The organism is Sphingomonas prati (genome assembly GCF_014643515.1).
GTDB classification, from domain to species: Bacteria; Pseudomonadota; Alphaproteobacteria; order Sphingomonadales; family Sphingomonadaceae; genus Sphingomonas_R; species Sphingomonas_R prati.
Genome location: NZ_BMJP01000001.1, coordinates 1525449 through 1546829, shown reverse-complemented (window position 1 = coordinate 1546829; position 21381 = coordinate 1525449). Strand labels below are relative to the sequence as shown.

The following is a 21381-nucleotide window of genomic DNA, read 5'->3' as shown; positions in this document are numbered from 1 at the left end:
CAGTAAATCGAACAATAACAATCTAGATCAAGATTACAGCCGGAACGACGACAGGCATGAGCTGTTTGATCTGGAAGGAGACCACCGATGAAACCACTGAACTTTTGGGGCGGGGTGGAATGTACGGTGAACCGGGTCGGCGATGATTATCTCGACCAGATGCGGCGCAGCGGGCACCAGGATCGTCTCGACGACATTGATCTGTTCGCCGATCTGGGGCTGACGGCGTTGCGTTTCCCGGTTCTGTGGGAGCGGGTCCGCCCGGCCGACAGGACCGAACCCGACTGGAGCTGGAGTGACGCGCGGCTGGACCGGCTGAGCGCGCGCGGTGTCCGCCCGATTGTCGGGCTGGTCCATCATGGCAGCGGACCGGCGCATACGAGCCTGCTCGACGACGGCTTTGCCGCGGGGCTGGGAAACTTTGCGGCCGAGGTTGCCGAGCGTTATCCGTGGGTGGTCGACTGGACGCCGGTCAACGAGCCCCTGACGACGGCGCGCTTTTCGGGGCTTTACGGCCATTGGTATCCGCACCACCGCGACGAACGGTCATTCTGGCGGGCGCTGCTGACGCAGGTCGATGGGACGCGGGCGGCGATGAAAGCCGTGCGCCGCATCAACCGCCGGGCGCGCTTGATCCAGACCGACGATCTTGGCCGGACTTATGCCACGGTCCGGATGGCGCAACAGGCGGCGTTCGACAATCTGCGTCGCTGGGCGGGCTGGGACCTGCTGTTCGGACGCGTGACGCCGCACCATCCGCTGTGGGCGCGGCTCGACCGGATGGGGCTGGGCGACCGGCTGCGGGCGATCGCGGACGATCCGTGCCCGCCGGACGTGGTGGGGGTGAACCATTATCTGACCAGCGACCGGTTCCTGGATCACCGGGTCGAGCGTTACCCGGTCCATACGCATGGCAGCAACGACCAGATCGCCTATGCCGATACCGAAGCGGTGCGCGCGCTCGATCCGCCGCCGGCCGGACTGGCGGGCGTCTTGCGTGAGGCGTGGCAGCGTTACGGCACACCCATCGCGTTGACCGAAGTTCATAATGGTTGCACGCGCGAGGAACAGCTGCGCTGGGTGGCGGAGGCGTGGGACACCGCCAGCGCGCTACGCGAAGAGGGTATCGCGATCGAAGCGGTGACGGCATGGGCGCTGCTCGGCAGTCACGACTGGAACAAGTTGCTGACCGCGCCGGGCCTGTACGAGCCGGGCGTATTCGACGTGGGAAAAGGAGCGCCGCGGTCGACGGCGCTTGCGACGTTGTGGCGCGGACTGCCGACCGGTGCGGCGCGTCACCCGGTGGTGGCTGCGCCTGGCTGGTGGCGCCGGCCAGACCGGCTGACCCATGTGCCGCTGAGCCGCCCCGCGCCGGCGACGCGCACGCCGGAGGAGCAGGACGGGACCGGGCCGCTGCTGATCTGCGGCGCGAGCGGCACGCTGGGGCAGGCGTTCGCGCAGGCCTGCGTCGCGCGGGGGATCGACCATGTCGTGACGCGCCGTGACGCGCTGGACCTGGAACGGCCGGACCGGATCGCGGCCGCGTTGGACGCGTACCGCCCCTGGGGCGTCGTCAACGCGACCGGCTGGGTGAGGGTCGACGAGGCGGAGACCGAGGAGGCGGCGTGCCGGCGGATCAACACCGAAGCGGCGATCACGCTTGGCCGTGCCTGTGCGGGCCGCGGGATCCCGTGCCTGTCCTTTTCGAGCGATCTGGTGTTCGATGGCAGCGCGACGCGGCCCTATGTCGAGTCCGATGCGCCGCGGCCACTGAACGCCTATGGCAGCAGCAAGGCGGCGATGGAGCAGGTGTGTTCCGTGCTGCCCGGCGGGATGGTGGTGCGGACCGCGGCGTTCTTTGCACCATTCGATACGCAGAATTTCGTCTGGGCAGCGCTTGATGCGCTGGCGGCGAACCGGCCGTTCGCAGCGGCCGGCGACCAGATCGTAACGCCGAGTTCCGTGCCCGCGCTGGTCGATGCGGCGCTCGACCTGTTCATCGACGGCGCGGAGGGGATCTGGCATCTGGCCGGCGAGACGGCGGTCAGCTGGGCGGCGTTTGCCAGGCATGTCGCGGCAGCCGCGGGCTATGATCCGGACCTCGTGCAGACGGTTCCGGGCGCCACGCTCGGGCTGAAGGCGGTTCGTCCCGCCTATGCCGCGCTTGGAAGCGAGCGGACGATTTCCCTAGGCGGGCTTGGGGAAACCATTGGTGCGTTGGTGGAGCGGCACCGGCGCAGGACTGCGCGAGCAGCGTAGCGCGGATCGTCGGGCTAGAAGGTTCCGGGCCGTGCGGCGGTCCGCAGCCAGGCCTTGCTGCCTTCGGCGTCGATCGCGGCCTGATGGAACGCCTGCGACACTTCGAGGGCCTGTTGCGGCGCGAGCGAGAAGGAGGTTCCGCCGGCAAGCGACACGACGATCAGCGAACCGTCGGTATCGATCCGCAAATTGCCCCAATCCAGGATGTGCGTCTGCATTTGCGACCCCTCCGGATATGTTCTGCGGGCGCGGACTTCGCACCGAAGAATGCTGATACCCGACGGGGGGCGATCCACATTATACGATGTTAAGCCTGTGTGCGGGCTGGATTTTTATCGACTTGCAGGCTCGCGTGGATCGCCTTCAGCGGCGCGGCGGACCGCGCGCATTCCGCCTCGTCCAACCCGATTTCCAGGTTGGCACCGTGCAGCACGTCGCAGGCGGTGAGCGCGATCTCGATCGCCTCGTCCAGTGGCAGGACGGCGCGTTCGACCAGCGCGTGGATCAGGCTTTCGACGAGCAGCAAGGCGGACTGTCCGAGATTCGCATCGGGAGAAGGAAGGGTATTGGTGCCGGTCATCTGAGCGTCTTTTCGTTCAGGGCGGAGGAATATCCGTCAAGCGGTCCGGCATGTCAGCGACGTGACGGTGCCGAACTCACGGCCCTCAATACAGGAAACTTATCATCCGAGCTTAAAATATGATAATATTGTAAGGCAATATCGCTCAAGTACATCTCTGACTACAAGGGGCCGGTGTCGAACCATTTCATCCAAAAATTGAAGGGTTTCGGTCCGCTTGCCGACGAGGATATCGTTGCGCTGGAAAATGTCACGAAGTCGGCACGGAAGGTTGCCGCACGGACCGACCTGATCCGCGAAGGGGACCGGCCGGGTCCGCTGTTCGTCGTGCTCGACGGCTGGGCGCAGCGTTACAAGATACTGCCCAACGGGACGCGGCAGATCGTCGCGTTCCTACTGCCGGGCGATGCGTGCGATCTGCATGTCGGCACGCTGGCGGAAATGGATCACAGCATACAGACAGTGAAGGCGGCGCGGATCGCGACGATCGCCAACGGCGTGCTGGACGACCTGATGGACCGCCACCGGAACATCCGGCGCGCGATGTACCGTGCGCAGCTGACCGACGAGGGGACGCTGCGCGCGTGGATCGTCAGCATGGGGCGGCGCACCAGCATCGAGCGCGTCGCGCATCTGATGTGCGAACTCTATTTAAGGGCGAGCCGGATCGGGCTGATCGACGGTGAGGGGTTCGAGCTGCCGCTGTCGCAGATCATGCTGGCCGACGCGTTGGGCATGACCCCCGTCCACATCAACCGCGTGCTGAAGGATCTGCGGTCGCGCGCGGCGATGGAGATCCGCCGCGGGACAATGGTGATCCAGGATCCCGTGATGCTGGCGCAGATCGCAGGCTTCGACGAGAATTACCTGCACCGCCGCCTGCGCCAGATCGCCTGACGCCGAGCGGCGCGGCGTCGATTTATGCGGCAGCGCGAAGCCTGCGGTGCAGGTAGTTGCCCTGGAACCCCGCGATCCGGACAAGCTTGTCGATGTCGTTGACGATCAGCCGCCCGCGCCCGATCGTCAGGACATTGTCGAGCCGCAGTTGGCGGAACACACGGTTGACGTGGACCGGGGTGAGGCCGAGCGCGTCGGCCAGCACAAGCTGCGACACCGGCATCTCGCAGCTGCCGTCCTGCCGCGTGAGGCCGATATTGTGTGCGCGGACGTAGAGTTCGCACATGAGGTGCGCGACGCGTTCGTGGCTGTTGCGGCGCCCGAGACTGGATATCCAGGAACGCAGCACGCCTTCGTCAACGAGTTGCGACCACCAGAAGGCGCGTTGCAGGTTCTGCGTGCTTTCGCACAACCGGGTGACCTGGGCGCGGGGGATCGCGGCGACCAGCCCCGGCGTAATGGCGCTGATACTGTGATCCATTTCAGCGAGCAGCGTGACGTGAAAATTGCAGAAGTCGCCGGGCATCAGGAAGGCGAGGACCTGCCGCCCGCCTTCCGGCATGACCGTGTAGCGCATCGCCCAACCTTCGAGCATCAGGAAGACGGTTTCCGGCCGATCTCCCTCCTGCGCCAGTTCCTGACGCGCGGAGATTTTCCGCACATTTCCGCAAGCGCCCTTGAGTATCTCAAGTTCTTCGCTGGACAAGGCGCCGTATCCAGAAAGTTTTCGGATGAACGCACTGGCATCAACATCGGTCATGTCGCCGTCTTACGAAAAAATTCTCCCATCTTCAAGGCATTAATGTCAATTCGCGCTCAAATTTCTACTGAACCCTATTGCAGTTATGCAATATTATTTTTCCGATGTAAGGCAAAGATTATCAAAACGTTATCATGAATTGCACGAACATGTCATAATGACGTTACGTCATTATCCAAATATTGACCCGCAATACTTTTTTTGAAGCTTTTACCGAGCAGGGGGCAGCCGGACCGGGAGGCTGTTCAAGGCCGGGAACCGCGCCAATGCTTCGCTCTGGAAATTTCAGGCATTATTACATGATGTTCCGTGAAATCGTGGCAGGGCGCCATCGACCGATTCATTGCGCACCCGCGATTTGCGGTACCGAAATGACGATCGTCGATCCGCCCGGCCCGGTGTCGCACTGCATCGCGGCGTTCAGCAGGGCGCAGAGCCGCGCCATGAGGCCCGTGCCCTGGCCGCGGCTTTGCGCGTGGTCGGCGGGCATGCCGCAGCCGTCGTCGGCGACGGACAGCAGGATGTCCGGTCCGCGCTGACGAAGCGACACGTCGATCGTACCGGATGCCGCGTTCGGGAAAGCGTATTTCAGCGCGTTGATCACCAGTTCGCTGGCGATGAGCGTGAGCGCGCGGCGCTGGTCATGTGGCAGGGCGACTGGTTCCACCAGCAATCGGACGTGGATGGAGCGCGCCTCGCCGAACAATGCCACGAGCCGCTCGACGATCGCGACGAGCAGCGGCGCGCAGGGGACGCGAAGGCCGGAGCCGTCGACCGTGCCAAGCTCCGCATAGGCGCGCGACAGGGCGCGGGCGCGGCCGACATGATCGTCGGCGACCGGCCCGAACCGCTTTCCCGTGCCGAGGCTGGCCAGCGACGAGGACATCTGCGTCAGGTTGTTCGCGCGGTGCAACGCGTCCGCGGCCCAGAGCGCCCGGTCGGTTCGCGACGTGCCGTCGGGAGCGGATGGCACACGATCGGGAACGGCGCTGAACAGCCCGAGCAAACGCTCTTCGGTTCGCGTGGGTCGCGTGTCGGATTTCAAGTGCGTCATGCCCCCGAGTCCCATCGAGCAACTCCTTGCTGTCGATCTCGACTAACATGACGGCAACCACGCAATCTTGTCCGGGGTTAATATAACCGATGGACTCGCATATAAAGGCGCCAAATTTAGCCCAGGTAACAAACCCGGATCATATGTCTTCATTGGGCTCGACTTTTACGACGCACTATTATCCTGCATCAAGAATATCATGATCCCGCCGGGTTAGGAATCGGTTGTCTGGCAAGGAGACCGATATGTACTACCATGACAGCCGCCTCCAATATCCCGTTACCGTCGAAAAGCCGGATCCGGCGTTCGCAACGATGCTGCAGCAGGCGATCGGTGGCGTCGAAGGCGAAATCCGCGTTTGTATGCAGTATTTTTTCCAGGCGTGGGGCAACCGCGCGCCGACCCCGAAGTATCGCGACATGCTGCTGCACACCGCGACCGAGGAAATCGGCCATATCGAGATGCTCGCGACCGCGGTGGCGATGAACCTGAGCAAGGCACCGACGTCGCTGCAGGAAGACGGTGCCGCAGACAGCATCGTCGGTGCCGTGATGGGCGGGACCAACGGTCGCCACGCGATCGAGGGCATGATCCACAAGAACCTGCTCTCGGCCGGAATGGCGGCGATGCCGATGGATTCGGACGGCGTGCCGTTCAACATGAGCCACATCTATGCCAGCGGGAACATCGCTGCGGACATGCATTGCAACGTCGCGGCCGAAGCCACCGGTCGCGTGCTGGCGGTGCGGTTGTTCAACGCGACCGAGGATGCCGGCATGAAGAAGATGCTGCATTACATGATCGCGCGCGACACGATGCATCAGCAGCAGTGGCTGGCGGTGCTGGAGGAACTGGGCGGTGCGGCCGGTACGCTGCCGATCCCGAATTCCTTCCCGCAAAGCGAGGAAGACCAGCAGAACAACTACAATTTCTACGTGACCAGCGCCGACGGCGTGGCATCGGAGGGCCGCTGGACCGGCGGTCCGTCGATCGACGGCAAGGGCGAGTTCACCGTGTTCCGCAACGAACCGCTGGGTGACACGCCGAACCTGGGTCCGGCGCGGCCCGACAGCGGCGCGCAGACGCAGCAGATCGGTTGAGCCTTTGGGGGTCGATCGTCGGGAACGACGGTCGGCCTCCGGACCGGCGCGGTCGGTTTGATCCGGGCGGCGATGGTGCGGTGACGGCCGCCCGTCGCCGCCCGTGCGTGCGACCGGGCCGGCATCCGGCGGACCGCGCGACGGGCGCAGGCGGGTGATCGACGCATGTCGGAGTGTGGTAATTTGGGGGGACTGGCGTCCATGAGTTTTGAAACAATCAACGTGCGCGACCTGGACGGGATGGAGCCGTCGGAGTGCGATGCGTTGCCGTTCGGCGTCGTCGGTTTCAAGGCGGACACCGTCGTGGAGACGTACAATGCCACCGAGGCGCGGCAGTCGGGGCTGGACCCCGCGACGGTCATCGGGGTACCGTTCTTCGACATCATCGCACAGTGCATGAACAATTTCATGGTGGCGCAACGGTTCGAGGACGAGCCGGAGCTCGACGATATCGTGCCCTACGTCCTGACGTTGCGGATGCGGCCGACCAAGGTGCGACTTCGCCTGCTCGCCACGCCCGAAATCGCACGGCGCTACCTGTTGATCGAACGCTAGGCGCCCGGCATGGCCGATGGGTCGAGCGAGGAGCAGCTTCTGGAGTTTCTCTACGCTTGTCCCGTCGGGTTGATCGAGTGCGATACCAGCGGCGCGATCGCGGTGATGAACCCGCACGCGATGCAGCACCTGATGCCGCTCGCCGGATCGCGCGATGTCTGCAACCTGTTTTCCGCGCTGGAACAACATGCACCCGAACTGCGCAGCATGGTCGCGTCTTTCACCGCGCGAACCGGCCGGATCTGCGACGGGCACCGCATCTTCGTGGAACTGGGCCCCGGGCGGGGGGACAAGGTCCCGAAGGTGCTGGCGTGCTCGCTGGTGCGGATCGGCCCGGATCGGCTGATCGCCACGCTGACCGACGTCAGCCAGCAGGTGTTCCAGGAACGGCGCCTGCGTGAGGTGGACACATGGTTTTCGACGTTGCTGGACGGCGTCAACGGCTATGCCCCGCTGACGATCGCATTCGATGGTGCCATCGCTTCGGCGACGCCGTGTTTCACCCGGCTGACGGGGTATGATCATATCGATGTTACGGGCCATAACCTTGCCGATATCCTGACGACCGATGCCCCGAGCGGCGAACTACGGCTCGACGAACAGCTGGTGATCGCGGCGCGGGACGGCTGGCATCTGCAGGAAGGGTGGCAGAAGCGGGCGGATGGCGATCTCTACTGGTGCCAGCGGCTGGTGGTGGTGTCCGAAGGCGGCGGGGCACCGGGCGGTCGATTCTCCGTCGTGCTGCGCGATGTACCGCAGCGCGATGCCGCCGCGACGGACCTGCACCGGTTGCTGAGTTGCGACCACCTGACCGGCGCGTCCAACCGACGGCATTTCGGCCAGACGATGGCGCGCGAGCATGTCCATTGGCGCGAATTGCGCCAGCCGCTGTCGCTGGTCGTGCTCGACCTGGATCATTTCAAGGCCGTCAACGACAGCTATGGGCATCCGATCGGCGATACGCTGCTGTGCCGGATCACCGAGGTCTGCACGGCGCTGATGCCGCCGGGCGGCATCTTCGCGCGGTTGGGTGGGGAGGAGTTCGGCGTCCTCCTGCCGCGATACGACCATGCCCAAGCGGTGGAGCTGGCGGAGAGACTGCGATGCGCGATCGCGGCCCTTGTGGTCGGGACGCCGCATGGCATGTTGCAGGTCACCGCGAGTTTCGGGTGCGCCACGATGGACGAGACGGGGTCGGTCGACGGGCTCGTCGCGCTGGCGGACGAACGGCTTTATGCGGCCAAGAGCGGCGGGCGGAACCGGGTGTGCATGTCCTCGCACGCGGTCGCGCCGGCCGGATAGCGTCCGGGCGGCCGCCGGACCGTGATTTCGGTCCGCCGCATTCGCGCGATCCGCCACGGCATCGTCACAAGATTGCAAACCGGACCGCCTAGCCGCGGCCCGACTGAGCCGTCTGGCCCGGTCGGGACCGGGGGACTGTTCGTTGCGTATCATTCTGTGTGGACTTGCTGCCCTTGCCACCGCGTCGCCGTTGGCCGCGCAGATCTTGTCCGCGACCGACGCTGGCCCGCCCGCGGGCGGGGATGCCGATGCGATCGTGGTGACGGGTACGCGCGACCGATCACGCACGCAGTATGATACGCTGGCGCCGGTCGACGTGCTGTCGCAACAGGCGATCCAGTCGAGCGTGTCGGGCGACGTGTCGGACATCCTGGCGCAGCTGCTGCCGTCGTTCAACGTCCAGCGTCTGCCGGCGGCGGACGGGCAGGCGTTCGTGCGGCCGGCCAGCCTGCGCGGGCTGTCGGCGGACCAGACGCTCGTGCTGGTGAACGGCAAGCGGTATCACCGTTCCGCGCTGCTCGGCACGCGCGGGGCGCAGGCGCCGGATCTGGCCAGCATCGCACCGCTGGCAATCGGGCGGATCGAGGTGCTGCGCGACGGTGCCTCCGCACAATATGGGTCGGACGCGATCGCCGGCGTCGTCAACCTGGTCCTGGACGAGCGGCCGGGGATGCAGGCGTTCGGGCAATATTCGCAATATTATCGCGGCGACGGGGCCGAGTATCAGACCGGCGTGCGCGGCGGCATCGCGCTTGGCGATCGCGGCGTGATCGTGCTGACCGGGCAGTTCGACAAGGGGGATGCCACGTCGCGGTCCCGCCAGCGGCCGGACGCGATCGCGTTCCAGGCGGCAAACCCGCAACTGGCGGTACCGAACCCTGTCCAGCGCTGGGGCCAGCCCGATGTCGAGCGGGTGCAGGGGGCGCTGAACGCGCATTACGACCTGACCGATGCGATCACGCTCTACACGTTCGGGACGGTGCAGCAGGGCGAGGGGCAGACCGATTTCAACTGGCGCAACCCGGCGGGCACGGCCAGCGTGTTCAGCAATGTCGCGGTGTTCCCGGGGTTCAATTTCGCGCAGGTCTTTCCGACCGGGTTCACGCCGCGGCTGGGTACGAACTTCAGCGACGTGCAGACCATGACGGGCGTGCGCGGGGCGGCAAGCGACCGGTTCAGCTACGACCTGAGCGGGTCGTTCGGACAGAGCCGGATCAGCTATAATCTGGACGAGACGGTCAATGCGTCGCTGGGGCCGAACAGCCCGACGAGCTTCTACCTAGGCCGCTTGCAGCAGCGCGAGTTCAATTTGAACGCTGACTTCGTCTACCGTTTGCCGGTGGGTGTGGGCGAGCCGGTCAACGTCGCGTTCGGAGCGGAGCGGCGGCGCGAGACGTACCGCGTGTCGGCGGGCGACCCGGCCTCCTATGCGATCGGGCCGGGCGCGGCGTTCGGGCTGGCGCCGAATGCGAACGGGTTTCCGGGCTATGGTCCGGAGCGGGCGGGCGTGTTCGGGCAGACCAGTTATGCAGGCTATGCCGACCTGGAATGGAAGCCGGTCGAGGCGGTGACGCTGGGTGCTGCCGGGCGGTACGAGGATTTCTCCGCGTTCGGCGATACGTTCACCTACAAGCTGGCGGCGCGGGTCGAGCCGGTGGAGGGGATCGCGGCGCGTGCGACTTATTCCACCGGGTTCCGCGCGCCGACGCCGGCGCAGCTCAATACGGTGTCGACGACGCAAGGGCTCGATACCGTGACGTTGCAGGTTTTCAATGCGGGCCGGCTGTCGCCGAACAGCGAGCTGGCGGTGGCGCTGGGTGCGAAGCCGCTGGAGCCTGAGACGTCGAAGACGGTGACCGCCGGGCTGACGTTCCAGTCCAAGTTCGGGCTGAGCGGGAGCGTGGACCTGTACCAGATCGACGTCGATGACCGGTTCAGCGAGTCCCGCTCGTTCGCGGTGCCGGCGAGCTTCGCCAACCCGAACCGGTTCACGACGGTCAGTTACTTCACCAACGATTTCGACACACGGACGCGCGGGATCGACGCGGTGCTGAGCTATGCGCGGCAGGTGGGGCCGGGGCGTGCGAACGTGAGCCTGGCCTACAACTACAACCAGACGAAGGTGACGAGCGGGGCGAGTGCGGCGATCGGCAACGAGGCGCAGCGGCGGATCTTCGAAACGCGGTTGCCCAAGCGTAACGGGACCGCGACGATCGGGTACGACATCGGGCGGTTCGGGGCGCAGGTGCGCGGGCGTTATTATGGGCCGTGGACGGACTCGACGGGCAATGCGACGGGCGAGATCTTCCAGGACTTCGGGTCGATCGCGTTGTTCGATGCGTCGGTCAGCTACCGTGTGAACGACCATTTCACGCTGCGCGGGGGCGCGGAGAATGTGTTCAACACCTATCCGGACGAGGCGGTGTTCCAGGCATCGCGCGGGCTCGTCTATTCGCGCAACGCGCCCTACGATACCGATGGCGGGCAATATTATGTGCGGATGGACGTGAAGTTTTGAGCAGGGTCGGCAGGCGCGCGGTGATCGCGGGGATGGGGGCGCTGCCGTTGACGGCGGCGTTGCCTTCGGTCGGTGCGCGCGACGCCGCGTTCTGGCGGGGCATCGCGGCAGAATATGATGCGCCGCGCGACGTGATCCAGCTGGAGAACGGCAACTGGGGGATGATGGCCCGGCCGGTCGCGGCGGAATATGCGCGGCAGGTGACGCGCGTGAACCGCGAGACGAGCTTCTACGCGCGGCGCGGCATGGGGACGGACCTGGTCGCGGCGCGGGACGCGCTGGCGGGGGCGCTGGGTGTGCCGGGCGCGGAGATCGCGATCACGCGCAACGCGACCGAGGCGCTGGAGGCGCTGATCCTGGGGTATAACCGGCTGAAGCCGGGGGACGGCGTGCTCTACGCCGACCTGGATTATGACAGCATGCAGGCGGCGATGGAGTCGCTGCGGGTGCGGCGCGGGGCGAACGTGCGGCGGATCGCGTTGCCCGAGCCGGCGACGAAGGATGCGCTGATCGAGGCGTATCGCGCGGCGTTCGATGCCGATCCGCGGATCAAGCTGTTGCTGCTGACCCATCTCAGCCACAGGACCGGGCTGGTGCTGCCTGTGCGGGAGATTGCGGCGCTGGCGCGGGCGCGCGGGATCGATACAATCGTGGATGCGGCGCACAGCTGGTACCAGCTCGACTTCGCGCTGCCCGATCTGGCGTGCGATTTCGTGGCGGTGAACGGCCATAAATGGCTGGGCGCGCCGCTGGGCGTGGCGGCGCTGTATATCCGGGCGGGGGCGCTCGACCGGATCGACCGGCATCCGTTGAACGAAGCGGACGGGCGCGACGATACGCAGGCGCGGGTTCATACCGGGACGGTCGATTTCGCGGCCCAGCTGACTGTCCCGGCGGCGCTGGCGTTTCAGGCGCGGATCGGGCGGGCGCGGCGGGCAGAGCGGCTGCGTGCGCTGCGCGACCGGTGGGTGGGGCAGGTGCGCGGGGTGCCGGGGATCGACGTGCTGACGCCGGACGATCCGGCGCTGCACGGTGGGATCACGTCGTTCCGGCTGAACGGGATCGGCGATGTGGCGGGCAATGTCGCGGTCGCCAAGACGTTGCTCGACCGGCACGGCATCTTCACCGTCCACCGCACCGGCGTCGCGAAGGGGGCGTGCGTGCGGGTGTCGCCAGCGCTGTTCAACGACGAGGCGCAGATGGACCGGCTGGTCGCCGCGCTCCGATCGATGGCGCGCGGCGCGGTCTAGGTCACATCTCCAGCCGACTGGCGCGGCGCATGTCGGTGGTCCAGCGGGCGTTTCGCGCATAGCCGAACGGGTGGATCACGTTCGCGCCGTGGCCTGTCTCGGCATCATATGCCGCATTCTGGATGCCGATCGCGGTCACGGCGGCGCGTGCCGCGACGTTGGCGGTGTTGCAGTCGGCGGCGTTGATCGCCGCGGCGATCTCGACGCGCCGCGCCCAGCCAAAACCGACATGGCCATATTCGTGAGCGAGCAACGTCCGGATATAGAGGTCGAACTCCGCGCGCAGTTCAGGGGAGACGGCCGTCGTCAGGCGCGGGATCATGATGGTCGCGGCGAACTGGATGTCGTCGGGCATGATGTGGCAGACGCCCTGTTCGCTGACCCACTGCCACGCGTAACGGTAAGCGCTGAGGCCGTCGACGCGTGCCCCGTCATTGGGATCGGTCGGGCGCGCAGCGTCAATCGATCGGCGGATGGCGGCTGGATCGCGGCCGGTGACGTCGTAAAATGTCAGCGTGACGTTCGGAATGGCGGCAAATTGTCCGGTCGGCGCGTCCGACGGCGGCGCGGCTGCGGCTGCTAAAGCGGCGAAGATAGCGAGTGCCGACATAACTGAACGATAGGCGCGACTTCGTTACCAAAAGGTAACCGACGATGGGCCGCAACATCGCCGCGGTCGTGCCGAAATTTCTAGCGCGGGCGGGACGGGATGCCCACGACGGTGACGCCCGGCGGGACGTCGTGGGTCACGACGGCGCCGGCGCCGACGATCGCGTCCGCCCCGATGCGGAGACCGGGCAGCACAGCCGCGTTCAGCCCGACGAACACGCCCGCGCCGGCCTGAACGGAGCCGGCAAGGCGCGCGCCGGGAGCGATGTGGGCGAAATCGCCGAGCCGGCAGTCGTGATCGACGCTGGCGGCGTGGTTGACGATGACGCCGCGGCCCAGGACGGCGCGCGGGCCGACGATGGCGCCGGCAAGGATGGCCGATCCGGGGGCGATGGTGGCGCTGGGCGAGAGGATCGCAGCGGGATGCGCGACGGTGGCGAGCGACGCGCCCGCCTCTTGGAGCGACAGCGTCAAGGTGCGGCGGAGCGCGTTCGATCCGCAGGCGACGATGAACTGGTGGCCGCTCGCGACGTCTGCCGCTAGGACCGCGTCGAGGCGACCGAGCCAGCGGCAGTCGAGCAGCGACATGGGCGGACCGTCCGTGACGGTGACGTAGCCGGCGAGCGGTAGCCCGGCGAGGATCGCGGCTTCGTAGACGACGGCGGCATGCTGCCCGGTCGATGCCGACACGATGATGACCGCCATCCGCACTTTACTCCGCCCGCCCGTCCGGGCTTATGTCGCGGATCGAACGGGACGGAAAGTCCGGGGTCGCGTGCCGTCAGGCGCGGGCGGATGATATGGGGGATCGAGTTGGCGAACTGGAACAGGCGGAAGCTGGTCGTCGATCGGGCGGACATGGCGCCCGAACATCGGCTGAGCCGGACGCTGGGCTGGCCGCATCTGGTGGCGCTGGGCGTCGGGGCGATCGTGGGCACGGGCATCCTGACGCTGATCGGCGTGGGGGCGGCGAAGGCCGGGCCGTCCGTGATCCTGTCGTTCGTCATCGCCGGCGCGATCTGCGCGTGCGCGGCGCTGGCCTATGCCGAGATGGCGACGATGATCCCGGCATCGGGCAGCGCGTACACCTACACCTATGTCGTGATCGGCGAACTGGTCGCGTGGATCATCGGGTGGAGCCTGATCCTGGAATATAGCCTGGTGGTCAGCGCGGTGGCGGTCGGGTGGTCAGGTTATGCCGCGCCGTTGCTGCAGGCGTGGGCCGGCGTGCCGATGGCGATCATGCAGGGGCCGGAACTGGGCGGGATCGTGAACCTGCCGGCGATCGCGATCATCGCGGTGGTGGCGGGCCTGCTGACGCTGGGCACCAAGGAAAGCGCGAACCTGAATGCGTTGTTGGTGGTGGTGAAGATCGTCGCGCTGGCAGTGTTCGTAGCGGTGGCGCTGCCCTATTTCCAGCGGTCGAACCTGGAGCCGTTCATGCCGTTCGGCTTTGCGCGCACGACCGGGCCGGACGGGGTGGAGCGCGGGGTGATGGCGGCAGCCGCGATCATCTTCTTCGCCTTCTACGGATTCGACGCGATCGCGACGGCGGCGGAGGAGACCAAGAACCCGGGTCGCGACCTGCCGATCGGGATCGTCGGGTCGATGATCCTGTGCATCCTGATCTACATGGGCGTGGCGGCCGCCGCGGTCGGCGCGCTGTCCTACACGCGGTTTTCGGACAGTCCGGAGCCGCTGGCGCTGATCCTGCGACTGCTGGGGCAACCGGGGGCGGCGAACTACCTGGCGGCGTCGGCTGTGGTGGCGTTGCCGACGGTGATCCTGGCGTTCTTCTACGGCCAGTCGCGGATCTTCTTCACGATGGCGCGCGACGGGTTGCTGCCGGGTGCGCTGGCGACGGTGTCGAAGCGCGGCACGCCGGTGCGGATCACGCTGTTCACCGCGGTGATCGTGGGGACGATCGCCGGGTTGTTCCCGCTGGCGGAGATCGCGGCGCTGGCCAATGCCGGGACGCTGGCGGCGTTCGTCGCGGTGTCGGTCTGCATGCTGATCATGCGGGTCCGGGCGCCCGATGCAGTGCGGACGTTCCGGACGCCGCTGCCCTGGCTGGTCGGCGGGTTCGCGATCCTGGGGTGCCTGTACCTGTTCGCCAGCCTGCCGGCGCGGACGCAGGGCTATTTCCTGCTGTGGAACGTGATCGGTCTGCTGATCTACTTCGCGTTCGCCGGCCGGCGGAGGGTGTCGGCCGGCGAGGCTTGAGTCAGGGGCGGTAGAGGCTGGCGGCGTCGGACTTGAACTGCGCGCCGCTGTCGTTGCGGCTGTAGAACATGTGGCCGCCGGGATAGACGCGCAGCTGGACGCGTTCCGCGACGCCGAACGCCGGCATCTGATCGACGATCAGGCGGGAGGCGAAGAACGGGCAGGACAGGTCGTCCCAGCCATGGACGATCAGCACGCGCATCTTTGGATCGTTGGCGATCGCTTTCCGCAGGTCGGTGACCGGCGCGTCGGCGGGTTTGCCGCGGTCCCACGCCGCGTTCACGCTGTAGGACAGCGCGTTGTAACGCGCGTCGGTCTTCCAGCCGACCTCGCGCGTCACGAAATCGACCATCGCGCTGGTGGTGGGGGCGATCAGCGCGTCGAGGATCGGGTCGTTGGACTTCTGCTGCGGCGACCAGGGGAAGGGATCGAACGCGGTGACGTTGGAATCGTACACGCTCCCGATCGTGCCGTCGCCGCGGTGGATTTCACGCAGATAAGTGCGGTTGTCGACGCGGCCGCCGAGCCGTTTGACGAGCGCGGGATCGAGCCCGGTCAGTTCGGTGACGCGCGTGACGAGGCGCCCGGTGGCATCGGGATCGGATCTCCCGCGGAGCAGGTCTCGCGCGAAATCGCCGCGTGTATAGGCCTCGACCTCAGCCATCGCGTTGGGGGTCAGCTGTCCGCGGCGTTCCAGGTTCGCGGCGGCCATCGACGGCAGGTCGATCATCCAGGGGAGTGGTGAGAGCGCGGTGGCGTCGTCGCCGGACGCGGGGTCGAGATAGGGCGAGACCATGATGAGGCCGTTGACGCCGACGCCGATCTGCGACTGGAGTTCGTAGGCGATCCGCGGCGCGCGGTAGCCGCCATAGCTTTCGCCCATGAGATATTTGGGGGAGCGCAGCCGGCCTTCCTTGACCAGCCAGTCGTAGACGATCTTGGACAAATACCGGACGTCCGGGTCGTTGGCATAGAACGCCTTCTTCGTCTGGGCTTCGTCGACAAGGCTGCGGCTGAACCCGGTGCCGATCGGGTCGATGAAGACGAGGTCGGTCAGGTCGAGCCAACTGTTCGGATTGTCGCGCGCGATGGGCGAGTCCGAGGGGGCATCGCCCTGCGCACCGAACTGGACGCGCTTTGGCCCGACCGCGCCGAGGTTCAGGTAGACCGAGGCCGCGCCGGGGCCGCCGTTGAACGCAAAGGTAACCGGGCGGGCGGGGTCGCGGCCGGGGACGGTGTAGGCGGTGTAGACGACCTGGCCGATCTCCTTGCCCTTGTCGTCGCGCACCGCGAGCGTGCCGACCGTCGCGCGGTAGGTGATCATGCGCCCGCCGATCCGCGCCGTTTCGGTGACCGTCTTGTCGGCCGGGAGCGGGGGCAGGCTGCTGCCGTCGTCGGCCTTCTTCTCGACGGTGGTGGTGGTCTTGTCGGGCCTGTCCTGCGCGTGGGCGACGACGCCGGTGGCGAGCAGGAGGGCGGCCGTCAGGAGGCGGGGGAGGGTCATTGCGGGCTTTCTGCTGCTGGGCTGGCGGGCTTGGCCGGGGCAGGGACGGGGGCACCGGGGCCGGTGCGGTAGCGGTCGAACCAGGCGAGGATTGCGGACGCCTTGGCGGCGGACTGCGACGGGCGGGCGGTGAAGCCGCCGTGGCTGGCGCCGGGGACCTTGACGAGTGCGGTCGGCACGCCGCGGATCTGGAGCGCGGCATAATATTGCTCCGCCTCCGACACCGGCGTGCGGTAGTCGTCGCTGCCGACCACGACCAGCGTCGGTGTCTTCACATTGCCGACGATGCTGAGCGGCGAGCGCTTCCAGTAGCTCATCGGATCCTCCCACGGCAGTTTCGAGAACCAGTAGCGCGAGGTGAACAGCGTGTTGTCCATCGTCAGCGCCTCGCTGACCCAGTTGATCACGGGCTTCTGCGTCGCGGCGGCCTTGAACCGGTCGGTCTTGCCGACGATCCAGGCGGTCAGCACGCCGCCGCCCGACCCGCCGGTGACGAACAGGTTCTGCGGGTCCGCGGTGCCGTCTGCGATCGCGGCGTCGACCGCGGCGATCAGGTCGTCATAGTCGGCGGACGGGTAATTCTTGTCGATCAGGTTGGCGAATTCCGCGCCGTAGGAGGTCGAGCCGCGCGGGTTGGTCCAGAGCACGGCATAGCCGGCCGCGGCGTAGAGCTGCACATCGGTGGCGAAGCTCGGCCCGTAGGCGCTGTTGGGGCCGCCGTGGATTTCGAGGATCAGCGGCAGGCGGCGGCCCGGCACATGGCCGGCGGGCGTCGCGATCCAGGCGTCGATCGGGCGACCGTCGGGCGCGGTGACCGCGATCTTGCGGACCGGGGCGAGCGCCTTGGTGCCGGTCAGCACGGCGTTAAGCTGCGTCAGGCGGCGGGGCTTGCCGCCGCTGTAGATCCAGACGTCGGCGGGGGCGCCCGCGTCGCCCCCGGTGTAGGCGATCGTTCCGCCGCGCGAGACGGAGAATTCGCCGCCGGTATAGGGCCGGTCGAGCCCGCCGCCCGCGACATTGTCGACCAGCGGCGTCATCCGCCCGTCGAGTGCGATCCGCGCGATCCGGCGGCGACCGTGGTCGTCATAGTCGGCGTAGAGGCCGCGGCTGTCCGCCGCCCAGACGGCATCCTCGATCCCGCGATCGAGCGAGGCGGTGAGCGACCGTGGGCCGCCCGCGTTGCGATCGCCGACGTAGAGCTGCGTGTTCTCGTAGCTGCGGCGCTTGTCGTCGAAGCCCAGCCAGGCGATGCGCGCGCCGTCGGGCGAGACGCGCGGCTGGCCGTCCGGACCGTCGCGGGTGGTGAGCGTCCGCATCGTGGCGGTCGCGACGTCGACGGCGATGACGTCGGAGTTCATGACCTGGCGATCCGCCTCCGGCCCGCGGATCGCGGCGAACACGATCTCGCGGCCGTCGGGCGTCCAGGACAGCGGGCCGCCATCGTCGAACGCGCCGAACGTCAGCTGCCGCACCGCGCCGCCGTCCGCCGCCACGACGAACAGGTGGTCGCGGCCGGGCTTCACGTAACCGGGGCCGTCGTTGCGGTAGTTGACGCGGTCGATGACCGTCAACGGCTCGGCCCACTTGGCGCCTTCCGGCTTGGGCGGGGCCTTGCCGAGCTTCGTCGCCTCGCCCGCGACCGTGGCGATATAGGCGAGGCGCGTGCCGTCCGGCGACCAGGCGAGCGCCTGCGGACTGCCGGGGAAGCTCGTTACGCGCGCGCTGGCGCCGGTGGCGATCCAGCGGACGAACAGCTGCGATCCGTCGCCGTCGGGCGCGATATAGGCGACGCGGGTGCCGTCCGGCGACCAGCGCGGGCTGGAGCCCTGTGCGGCGAGCGGCGACTGGCGGCCGCTGGCGACGTCGATCAGCCAGAGCGAGGACTGCATCCGGTCAGTCATGATGTCGCCGGTGCGGCGGACATAGACGATGCTGCGGACGTCGGGGCTAATCTGCGGATCAGCGGCGATCGACAGGCCGAACAGGTCCGCGCCGGTGAAGCTGCGCGTCGGGGCGTCGGGCGGCGGGGCGGTTGGCTGCTGCTGCGCGTTTGCGGGCATGGCGGCTGGTGTGGTTGCAAGGAGCAGGAGCACGAGAGGCAGGCGCAACGGGGCAGCTCCGTCGATTATTACGATGCTGCATCATGCCCGATCGTCACGGAGGCGCAATGGACGATCGCGGCGGGTCGCGTGGGTTCGGCGCGCGGTTGTCCATGTTGGTCGCAGGGGACGGGCTAGCGGGGTTTGGTCGTGCGGGCGACGGCGTGGCGCTCGGCGTGGGTGAGGAGCGCGTCGAGGTCTGCGCGGTCGATGTCGAACCCCTCGTGCATGTCGTCAAGCGCCGCGTCGATATCGGCGGCGTGCAAGGCGGGGGCGGACGGCGTGCCCGCGGGGCGGTGCGGGTAGCGATGCATGGTCGCGCGGTGAAACAGCACCCCGATCAGGACGAGAGCCAGCGAGTTCAGACCGACCGGAAACAGCGCGAAGCCGAAGCCGGCGGTGTGGACCGCGGGGCCGCCAATCACGGCTGTGAGTGCGGCGGCCCCGCCGGGCGGGTGCAGGCACCGGAACAGCGACATCGCCAGGATCGCGCCGCCCACCGCGATGCCGGCGGCGAGCGCCATGTCCGGGATCATCCGGAACGCCGCGACACCGATCAGCGTCGACAGGATGTTGCCGCCGATCACGGGCCAGGGTTGCGCCAGCGGACTCGCCGGCACCGCGAACACCAGAACGGCCGATGCGCCGAGTGGTGCCACGATGATCGGCAGGTCCGCGACCGACAGCGGTACGGTCGCGCAGAGCACGATGGTCAGCGTGATGCCAAGCGCCGCACCAAGGCAGGCGATTAAGCGGCCGGACAGGGTCGCGCCGGGCAGGATGGGATTGAAGAACTGCACAGCGAGACTGCTCCTGTCGGTTGATCGCGGGAGGCCGTACCGCGTGGCGCGCCGCCTGAACATGGGGCAGCAGGATCGATCCGCTATGTGCGCGATACCCGTCCCGTTACGGCGTTGGAAAGCCAGTGATTTCGACCGACGGAAGCCTGATGTACCGGTGCTTCTCCGCATATTGAGTAAGACCGGGAGTTGTCATAGTCTCGTCATCTAACCGTAAAAACGGGAGCTGAGGATGTTGGATAAGACCGATCGTCGGGCCGGGTCGGGGACATGCCCGTTCTGCGAGAATATGGGCATGATCTGCTCGCCAGGATCGCACGACACGATGTACATGCAGGGGTGCCAATGCGGTTGCCCGGTGAAGAGTGAGCCGTTCACGGCGATGATGTTGTCCGGTGTCGTTTTGGGGACGATCTCCGCCGTCGGGTTGCTCGCACTGATTCACTGACCGGGGGGCTTCCGGCCTCAGCGCAAGTGGCGCAGCGTGTGCAGGTCGGCATGGGCATAGTCGACGGTACGGCGCGCGAACCGGACGACAAGGTTGACGAGCGGCGCGGTGCCGATGCCGCCGACCAGATCGGTGACGATGCCCGCGGTGCCGCGCGCGATGCGGGTGGCGTGGTCGTCCTCGACCGTTTCGACGACGTCGCCGAGCAGCGGCGCGCGTTCCGATAGCAAAGGACGATGCTGGAGCCGCGCGGCGACCTGCGCACGGATCGCATCGTGGTTGCGCGCGATCGTCGTCTCGCCGTCGCCGGGATCGACCTGGACCGCGATGTCGTCGAAGATCATTAGGACCGACTCGCCGTCCGCCACTGCGTCCACCGCCAGCCGCAGCGCGGTTTCGAAGCTGCGGGCGGTGACGGCGCGGATGACGTGTATCATGACGCCGGGATAGCGCGGACCGGCCGGGTGTGACCAGCCCGCGCGAACCGCTTGGCTTAGCGGCCGGCCTTGCCGTCGAGGAAGCGGATCATCGCCGAAAAGTCCCGCCCGCCGTCGCCCGCGTTTGCGAGCGCCTGATACAGCGCGCCGGCGGTGGCACCCATCGGCACGCTGGCGTCGGCGCCCTGCGCGGCCTCGATCGCCAGTTTCAGGTCCTTGAGCATCAGCGCGCTGGCAAAGCCGCCTTCGTAGCCGCGGTCGGCGGGGGTTTCGGGGCCGACGCCGGGGACCGGGCAGTAGCTCGTCATCGACCAGCTCTGCCCCGAAGCCTGCGATGAGATGGCGTAGAAGGTGGCGAGGTCGAGCCCGAGCTTTTCGGCGAGCAGGAACGCCTCGCACGTCGCGACCATCGTCGCACCGAGCAGCATGTTGTTGCAGATCTTGGCGGCCTGCCCCGCGCCAACGGCCCCGGCGTGGATCACCGCCTTGCCCATCGCGGCCAGGATTGGTTCGGCTGCGGCGAATGCGTCCGCCGCGCCGCCAACCATGAAGGTCAGCGTGCCGGCGTTGGCCGCGGCGATTCCGCCCGAAACGGGAGCGTCGACCATAAGGTAGCCGCGGTCCGTGGCGGCGGAGGCGACCGCGATCGCCGATGCGCCGTCGATTGTGGAGCAGTCGATCAGTAGCGCGCCGTCCGGGGCCGCTCCGAATACGTCGGCCTCGTAGACCGCTCGGACATGGCGACCGGCGGGGAGCATGGTAACGACGATCTTGGCCTGCGCCACCGCTTCGCGCGCCGACGCGGCGGGGGTGCAGCCTGCGTCCTGCGCCCGCGCGACCGCGTCGGCGGACAGGTCGAACGCGTGGACGGCGTGGCCCGCCTTTGCGAGGTTGGCAGCCATGCCGCCGCCCATATTGCCAAGGCCGATGAAGCCGATCGTCGCCATGTCGCTCTCCTATTTATCGTTACCGCCGATGTCGGCCCG

19 protein-coding genes are annotated in these 21381 nt (G+C 67.3%); 8 read left to right on the top strand and 11 right to left on the bottom strand.

What is annotated here, in order from left to right; all coding sequences use genetic code 11:
- The first annotated feature begins 87 nt into the window (after positions 1 to 87).
- Positions 88 to 2259, top strand: coding sequence for a family 1 glycosylhydrolase (locus IEX50_RS07090; protein ID WP_157175009.1), 2172 nt, complete (start codon positions 88 to 90; stop codon positions 2257 to 2259).
- Positions 2260 to 2273: 14 nt separating this feature from the next.
- Here IEX50_RS07090 and IEX50_RS07085 read toward each other — a convergent pair whose 3' ends face one another.
- Complete coding sequence (locus tag IEX50_RS07085; RefSeq protein WP_157175010.1) at positions 2274 to 2477, bottom strand: hypothetical protein; 204 nt, start codon at positions 2475 to 2477, stop codon at positions 2274 to 2276.
- An 89-nt stretch (positions 2478 to 2566) separates the two neighbouring features.
- On the bottom strand, positions 2567 to 2839 hold the full coding sequence (locus IEX50_RS07080; protein ID WP_157175011.1) for a cupredoxin domain-containing protein: 273 nt from the start codon (positions 2837 to 2839) through the stop codon (positions 2567 to 2569).
- Between the two features lie 198 nt (positions 2840 to 3037).
- Here IEX50_RS07080 and IEX50_RS07075 point away from each other — a divergent pair, with 198 nt between their 5' ends.
- Entirely contained in the window at positions 3038 to 3736 is a 699-nt protein-coding gene (locus IEX50_RS07075) for a Crp/Fnr family transcriptional regulator (protein ID WP_221237509.1), read from the top strand.
- 22 nt (positions 3737 to 3758) lie between these two features.
- Here the strand turns inward: IEX50_RS07075 and IEX50_RS07070 are convergent, their stop codons facing one another.
- Both IEX50_RS07070 and IEX50_RS07065 read right to left on the bottom strand, forming a co-directional pair.
- The gene (locus IEX50_RS07070; RefSeq protein ID WP_229673712.1) at positions 3759 to 4397 is read right to left on the bottom strand and encodes a Crp/Fnr family transcriptional regulator; all 639 of its coding nucleotides are present in this window, start codon (positions 4395 to 4397) and stop codon (positions 3759 to 3761) included.
- A 439-nt stretch (positions 4398 to 4836) separates the two neighbouring features.
- A complete protein-coding gene (locus tag IEX50_RS07065; RefSeq protein WP_157175013.1) occupies positions 4837 to 5550 on the bottom strand; it encodes an ATP-binding protein in 714 nt (237 codons plus the stop codon).
- 245 nt (positions 5551 to 5795) lie between these two features.
- On the opposite strand from IEX50_RS07065, the gene IEX50_RS07060 reads away from it, so the two are divergent.
- The 5 genes from IEX50_RS07060 (at position 5796) to IEX50_RS07040 (ending at position 12275) form a co-directional block, all read left to right on the top strand.
- Entirely contained in the window at positions 5796 to 6650 is an 855-nt protein-coding gene (locus tag IEX50_RS07060) for a manganese catalase family protein (protein ID WP_157175014.1), read from the top strand.
- Between the two features lie 201 nt (positions 6651 to 6851).
- Positions 6852 to 7205 (top strand): phosphonate transporter, encoded by a 354-nt coding sequence (locus IEX50_RS07055; RefSeq protein WP_157175015.1) that lies wholly within the window; start codon positions 6852 to 6854, stop codon positions 7203 to 7205.
- 9 nt (positions 7206 to 7214) lie between these two features.
- Complete coding sequence (locus IEX50_RS07050) at positions 7215 to 8507, top strand: sensor domain-containing diguanylate cyclase (protein WP_157175016.1); 1293 nt, start codon at positions 7215 to 7217, stop codon at positions 8505 to 8507.
- Positions 8508 to 8649: 142 nt separating this feature from the next.
- Positions 8650 to 11025 (top strand): TonB-dependent receptor plug domain-containing protein, encoded by a 2376-nt coding sequence (locus IEX50_RS07045; protein ID WP_373285284.1) that lies wholly within the window; start codon positions 8650 to 8652, stop codon positions 11023 to 11025.
- Positions 11026 to 11057: 32 nt separating this feature from the next.
- Positions 11058 to 12275 (top strand): aminotransferase class V-fold PLP-dependent enzyme, encoded by a 1218-nt coding sequence (locus IEX50_RS07040; protein WP_157175823.1) that lies wholly within the window; start codon positions 11058 to 11060, stop codon positions 12273 to 12275.
- Position 12276: 1 nt separating this feature from the next.
- Here the strand turns inward: IEX50_RS07040 and IEX50_RS07035 are convergent, their stop codons facing one another.
- Together IEX50_RS07035 and IEX50_RS07030 are read right to left on the bottom strand one after the other, a co-directional pair.
- On the bottom strand, positions 12277 to 12885 hold the full coding sequence (locus IEX50_RS07035) for a DUF922 domain-containing protein (RefSeq protein ID WP_157175017.1): 609 nt from the start codon (positions 12883 to 12885) through the stop codon (positions 12277 to 12279).
- 80 nt (positions 12886 to 12965) lie between these two features.
- Positions 12966 to 13589, bottom strand: a complete 624-nt coding sequence (locus IEX50_RS07030; protein WP_157175018.1) for an acetyltransferase — start codon at positions 13587 to 13589, stop codon at positions 12966 to 12968.
- Positions 13590 to 13679: 90 nt separating this feature from the next.
- Here IEX50_RS07030 and IEX50_RS07025 point away from each other — a divergent pair, with 90 nt between their 5' ends.
- Positions 13680 to 15107, top strand: coding sequence for an amino acid permease (locus tag IEX50_RS07025; protein ID WP_373285283.1), 1428 nt, complete (start codon positions 13680 to 13682; stop codon positions 15105 to 15107).
- A gap of 1 nt (position 15108) precedes the next feature.
- Here the strand turns inward: IEX50_RS07025 and IEX50_RS07020 are convergent, their stop codons facing one another.
- The 5 genes from IEX50_RS07020 to mmsB all read right to left on the bottom strand — a co-directional run bounded on the left by IEX50_RS07020 (position 15109) and on the right by mmsB (position 21342).
- Positions 15109 to 16611, bottom strand: coding sequence for a S10 family peptidase (locus IEX50_RS07020; RefSeq protein ID WP_157175019.1), 1503 nt, complete (start codon positions 16609 to 16611; stop codon positions 15109 to 15111).
- Positions 16608 to 18671 (bottom strand): alpha/beta hydrolase family protein, encoded by a 2064-nt coding sequence (locus IEX50_RS07015; protein WP_157175826.1) that lies wholly within the window; start codon positions 18669 to 18671, stop codon positions 16608 to 16610. Before IEX50_RS07015 ends, IEX50_RS07020 begins: the two co-directional genes overlap by 4 nt.
- Positions 18672 to 18844: 173 nt before the next feature.
- Entirely contained in the window at positions 18845 to 19510 is a 666-nt protein-coding gene (locus IEX50_RS07010) for an HPP family protein (protein ID WP_229673711.1), read from the bottom strand.
- Between the two features lie 465 nt (positions 19511 to 19975).
- Positions 19976 to 20395 (bottom strand): hypothetical protein, encoded by a 420-nt coding sequence (locus tag IEX50_RS07005; protein ID WP_157175021.1) that lies wholly within the window; start codon positions 20393 to 20395, stop codon positions 19976 to 19978.
- 56 nt (positions 20396 to 20451) lie between these two features.
- Complete coding sequence (gene mmsB / locus IEX50_RS07000; protein WP_157175022.1) at positions 20452 to 21342, bottom strand: 3-hydroxyisobutyrate dehydrogenase; 891 nt, start codon at positions 21340 to 21342, stop codon at positions 20452 to 20454.
- Positions 21343 to 21381: the final 39 nt, after the last annotated feature.

Excerpts from the sequence above, each read along its gene's own strand:
- mmsB (WP_157175022.1), bottom strand. The coding sequence starts at position 21,342 with ATGGCGACGATCGGCTTCATCGGCCTTGGCAATATGGGCGGCGGCATG.
- IEX50_RS07025 (WP_373285283.1), top strand. The coding sequence starts at position 13,680 with ATGATATGGGGGATCGAGTTGGCGAACTGGAACAGGCGGAAGCTGGTC.
- IEX50_RS07085 (WP_157175010.1), bottom strand. The coding sequence starts at position 2,477 with ATGCAGACGCACATCCTGGATTGGGGCAATTTGCGGATCGATACCGAC.
- IEX50_RS07055 (WP_157175015.1), top strand. The coding sequence starts at position 6,852 with ATGAGTTTTGAAACAATCAACGTGCGCGACCTGGACGGGATGGAGCCG.
- IEX50_RS07090 (WP_157175009.1), top strand. The coding sequence starts at position 88 with ATGAAACCACTGAACTTTTGGGGCGGGGTGGAATGTACGGTGAACCGG.
- IEX50_RS07030 (WP_157175018.1), bottom strand. The coding sequence starts at position 13,589 with ATGGCGGTCATCATCGTGTCGGCATCGACCGGGCAGCATGCCGCCGTC.
- IEX50_RS07060 (WP_157175014.1), top strand. The coding sequence starts at position 5,796 with ATGTACTACCATGACAGCCGCCTCCAATATCCCGTTACCGTCGAAAAG.
- IEX50_RS07050 (WP_157175016.1), top strand. The coding sequence starts at position 7,215 with ATGGCCGATGGGTCGAGCGAGGAGCAGCTTCTGGAGTTTCTCTACGCT.
- IEX50_RS07035 (WP_157175017.1), bottom strand. The coding sequence starts at position 12,885 with ATGTCGGCACTCGCTATCTTCGCCGCTTTAGCAGCCGCAGCCGCGCCG.
- IEX50_RS07015 (WP_157175826.1), bottom strand. The coding sequence starts at position 18,671 with ATGCCCGCAAACGCGCAGCAGCAGCCAACCGCCCCGCCGCCCGACGCC.
- IEX50_RS07080 (WP_157175011.1), bottom strand. The coding sequence starts at position 2,839 with ATGACCGGCACCAATACCCTTCCTTCTCCCGATGCGAATCTCGGACAG.
- IEX50_RS07020 (WP_157175019.1), bottom strand. The coding sequence starts at position 16,611 with ATGACCCTCCCCCGCCTCCTGACGGCCGCCCTCCTGCTCGCCACCGGC.
- IEX50_RS07065 (WP_157175013.1), bottom strand. The coding sequence starts at position 5,550 with ATGACGCACTTGAAATCCGACACGCGACCCACGCGAACCGAAGAGCGT.
- IEX50_RS07040 (WP_157175823.1), top strand. The coding sequence starts at position 11,058 with ATGGGGGCGCTGCCGTTGACGGCGGCGTTGCCTTCGGTCGGTGCGCGC.
- IEX50_RS07005 (WP_157175021.1), bottom strand. The coding sequence starts at position 20,395 with ATGATACACGTCATCCGCGCCGTCACCGCCCGCAGCTTCGAAACCGCG.